This window comes from Candidatus Eremiobacteraceae bacterium (genome assembly GCA_035710745.1).
Lineage (GTDB): Bacteria > Vulcanimicrobiota > Vulcanimicrobiia > Eremiobacterales > Eremiobacteraceae > JANWLL01.
This window is the reverse complement of the sequence record DASTCX010000008.1, coordinates 1-3,933: the sequence shown is the minus strand read 5'-3', so window position 1 is coordinate 3,933 and position 3,933 is coordinate 1. Positions and strand designations below refer to the sequence as shown.

General features: G+C 63.8%; 4 protein-coding genes. 2 read left to right on the top strand and 2 right to left on the bottom strand.

Annotation, left to right across the window (positions count from 1 at the left end; genetic code table 11):
- The first annotated feature begins 240 nt into the window (after positions 1 to 240).
- Positions 241 to 1,395, top strand: a complete 1,155-nt coding sequence (locus VFO25_03760; protein HET9342023.1) for an aminotransferase class V-fold PLP-dependent enzyme — start codon at positions 241 to 243, stop codon at positions 1,393 to 1,395.
- A 12-nt stretch (positions 1,396 to 1,407) separates the two neighbouring features.
- Here VFO25_03760 and nth read toward each other — a convergent pair whose 3' ends face one another.
- Together nth and VFO25_03750 are read right to left on the bottom strand one after the other, a co-directional pair.
- The gene (nth, locus tag VFO25_03755; protein HET9342022.1) at positions 1,408 to 2,133 is read right to left on the bottom strand and encodes an endonuclease III; all 726 of its coding nucleotides are present in this window, start codon (positions 2,131 to 2,133) and stop codon (positions 1,408 to 1,410) included.
- On the bottom strand, positions 2,049 to 2,951 hold the full coding sequence (locus tag VFO25_03750; protein HET9342021.1) for an A/G-specific adenine glycosylase: 903 nt from the start codon (positions 2,949 to 2,951) through the stop codon (positions 2,049 to 2,051). Before VFO25_03750 ends, nth begins: the two co-directional genes overlap by 85 nt.
- A 54-nt stretch (positions 2,952 to 3,005) precedes the next feature.
- Between VFO25_03750 and VFO25_03745 the strand changes: the two genes are divergently transcribed.
- The gene (locus VFO25_03745) at positions 3,006 to 3,836 is read left to right on the top strand and encodes a DUF72 domain-containing protein (protein ID HET9342020.1); all 831 of its coding nucleotides are present in this window, start codon (positions 3,006 to 3,008) and stop codon (positions 3,834 to 3,836) included.
- Positions 3,837 to 3,933: the final 97 nt, after the last annotated feature.

The following is a 3,933-nucleotide window of genomic DNA, read 5'->3' as shown; positions in this document are numbered from 1 at the left end:
TCGATCTCCCTCGCAGGCTCGACGCCAAAGCGGTCGACGAAACTCCCCTCCCGTGCTGCCCTCAGCGTGAGGGAGGCATACGCCGGAAATACTCCGGCTCCGCTAACATACAAGCGGTCGAGATTCATCTCGACCGCCGCGACCCTGCAGTTTAGATGGAGCGGTCGACCTTTACGGTCGATCGCCGCGACCTTCCCACCCGCGGTAGGGCGCTCGAACTTAACGAGTTAATACAGCCACATGAAGACCGTCGACCCGCTGCTCGCACGCCGTGGCGAGTTCCCGATCCTCCGCGACCGGACGTACCTCATCAGCAATTCGCTCGGCGCGATGCCCGCGCGGACTCGCGACCGATTGAACGAGTACGCCGACGATTGGGCGACCCAAGGCGTCGTCGCTTGGGAGAAGTGGCTGCCGCTCGTCGGTCAGCTCGGCGATCTCGTCGCGAAGATCATCGGGGCCGGGCCGAACGAAGTCTTCATGATCCAAAACGTCTCGATCGCCGAGTCGATCCTCATCAGCGCGCTCGACTTCTCCGGCAAGCGCCACAAGATCGTCTACGACGATCTCAACTTCCCGACGATCCACTATAACTGGCTCGCTCAGGAATCGCGCGGAGCGCGCGTCCATCTGGTCAAAAGCGCCGACGGCATCCACGTCGACACGCAAGCCATGTGCGATGCGATCGACGAGCAAACGCTCGTCGTGCCGATCTCGCACGTCATCTTCCGCTCGGCGTACATCCAAGACGCTAAGGCGATCGTCGAGAAAGCGCATCGCGTCGGCGCGATGGTCTTTCTTGATATCTTCCAATCGGTTGGGTCGGTGCCGGTCGACGTGCGCGCGCTGAACGTCGACGCGGCGGTCGGTGGCCTCTTGAAATGGGGCTGCGGCGGGCCGGGTAATTGCTTTTTGTACGTGCGACCCGACATGATTTCGAAACTCGTGCCGCGGATGGTCGGGTGGTTCTCGCACAAGCGGCCGTTCGATTTCGACATGTCGGGGCTCGACATGCGCGACGACATCTGGCGCTACGCCGGCGGCACGCCGAATGTTCCCGCCGTCTACGCGGGCCTATCGGGCGCGGAGATCATCAACGACGTCGGCGTCGAGAATATCCGCAAACGGCACATCGAGTTCACGACGTTCGCGATCGAACGCGCGCAAGAAGAAGGGCTGAAGATCAACTCGCCGCTTGACAGCAGCGTCCGCGGCGGCCACGTCACGGTCGAATTCCCGGGCTCGAAAGAGGCGTGCGACGAGCTGATCCGTCGCAAGTTCATCGTCGACTATCGCCCGGGCTCAGGCATCCGGATCGCGCCGCATTTCTACAACGAGCGCGAAGAAGTCGACGCAGTGTTCGCGGAGATCCGCAAGATCATCGATCGTCGCTGATCGCGCAATCCCTCATCGCCGCGCAAGAAAGCGCTTGGCGCTCGGGCAGAGGTCGACGAGCGGACAGCCTCGGCAATTCGGATTGCGTGCGAAACAGATCTCGCGTCCGTGGTGGATGAGCCAGTGATGGGCATCCGACCATTGATCTTTCGGCACGACGCGCATGAGCTGCTTTTCAACATCGTGGGGCGTCTTGGCGCGAACGAGTCCGAGACGGTTGGCGACGCGGAAGACGTGCGTGTCGACGGCGATCGCATCTTGTTCGAATGCGACCGAAAGGACGACGTTCGCGGTCTTCCGGCCGACGCCGGGTAGCTCGAGCAGCTCCTCCATGGTCGACGGCACTTCGCCGTTGAAGCGGTCGACGATCATCTTCGACGCGCCGACGATGTTCTTCGCCTTCGTCGAGAAGAGCCCGCAGGTCTTGATAAACTTTTCGAGTTCTTTGATCTTCGCGTGCGCCATCGATCCCACATCGGGGTATCGTTCGAATAGTGCCGGCGTGACCATGTTCACGCGCGCGTCGGTGCACTGCGCGGACAATATCACCGCGACGAGCAGCTGATACGTGCTGTCGTAGTGAAGTGCGGTCTTCGCCTCGGCATACGTCGCGGCGAGCCTCTCGATGATCGCTTTGCGACGCTCGGCGAGCGTCAGGGCAGACGCACCGTCTTGTGCCGGCGATCGATCGCGACGAGGCCGTCGCGGTGCAGTCCCTCGAGGAGTTCGTTGAGCCACGGCAGGTCGCTTTTTTTAAATCCCGCCTTCACCTGCTCACCGAGCTTCAAACAGCTCAAGCTAGGCGTTCGCGTCAGCGCTTTGACGACGAGCCCGCGGAAATATCGCCTCGACTTCGAGAAGCGCTCCTTGCGAGTCGTAGTACTGCGCGGCGACCGTTGCGCGCCGACGGCGACGAAGCGACATGATGTGCGGACCGGACATTCGGCGCAACGCGGTGCGGCGCGGCAGAACGTCGAGCCGACATCCATAAGTGCGTGCGTCCACGAGGCCGATGGTCCGCGGGGCAGCGCCGATTCCGCCAGCTCCCAAGCGCGGGCCGAGGTGACGCGATCGACGCCGTCGATCGATCGCGCGAGGACGCGGCCGACGTTCACGTCGACGCACGCGGCGCGCGCACCGAACGCGAAGGTCGCCACAGCCCCGGCCGTGTACGCGCCGATTCCCGGCATGCGCTTCAAAGTATCTATCTCGCGCGGCATTCTGCCGCGATGCTCACGGACGACCGCGCGGGCACACTCCCAGAGGCGTTTCGCGCGCCCGTTGTAGCCGAGGCCCGACCATTCGCGCAGAACATCGCCGAGCGGCGCATCGGCGAGCGTTCGAAACGTCGGGAAGCGACGCAGGAAGGCTCGGTAACGAGGCTCGACGCGATCGACTTGAGTCTGCTGCAGCATGACTTCAGACACGAGGATCGCATACGGATCGGTCGTCCGGCGCCACGCGAGGTCGCGGCCGTGCGCGCGATACCAACGCAAGATCGCGCGGCGGATGGCGGCGACGCGACGGGGATCGACGTTCGCGGAGGAGCGGCTCACGATCGCCCAGTTGCTAAACGAGGGAAAGAAATCCCGCGCAGCGGACACGCGCCCGTGGGATCAGGCACGCAGGCGCGGCTGTGGTTCGGCGGCCAGGGCTGGCTGTACAAGGATTGGGTCGGCACGTTCTATCCGCCAGGCACCGACGGACTGACGATGCTCGCCGAGTACGGCCGCGTCTTCGACACGGTCGAGGTCGACTCGTCGTACTACGCGACGCCCGACGCGCGGACGGTCGAGGGTTGGCGCAAGCGCAGCCCCGAGGGATTCCGCTTTTCGCTCAAGGTGCCGAGCGAAGTCACGCATGTCAGGCGATTCCGCGACGCCGAGCCGCAGTTTCTTGAGTTCGTCGATCGCGTCCGTCTGCTCGGTCCGAAGCTCGGTGCGATTCTCATACAGTGTCCGCCCGACTTCGACCCCTCCGACGATAATCGCGATGCGCTTTTCGGGTTTCTGCGCGCGCAGCTGCCACGCGACATGCCCGTCGCGCTCGAGCTACGCGACGAACGCTGGTACGACGACACACTGTTCGGGCTTGCGCGTGAGAACTCGTTCGCACTCGCGGTCACCGAGGGGATGTATGCGAGCATGGAGCTCGCCGCGCGGATCGTCGAAGAAGCGGTGGCGCGGCCGCCGGTCGATTTCGCCTACATCCGGTGGCTCGGCGATCGTTCGCTCACGAAGTACGACCGCGTCCAGCTGGAGCGGACGTCGTCGCTCGATGGTTGGGAGCGATTGATCCGCGCGCTGCGGCGCGGCGTTCGCGACATCTACGGCTACGCGAACAACCACTACCAGGGGCATTCGCCGGCAACCGTGCGGGCGATCCTCGCGCGGCTTGGCGAAACACTGCCGCCGGAGACGACATCACCGCGTCTATTGTAGGAGAGCGGTCGAGATTTATCTCGACCGGTGACGGCCTCGCAATGCGCAGGCCGCGGCGGTCGAGCTAAAGCTCGACCGCTACAACTTACTGAGTGCA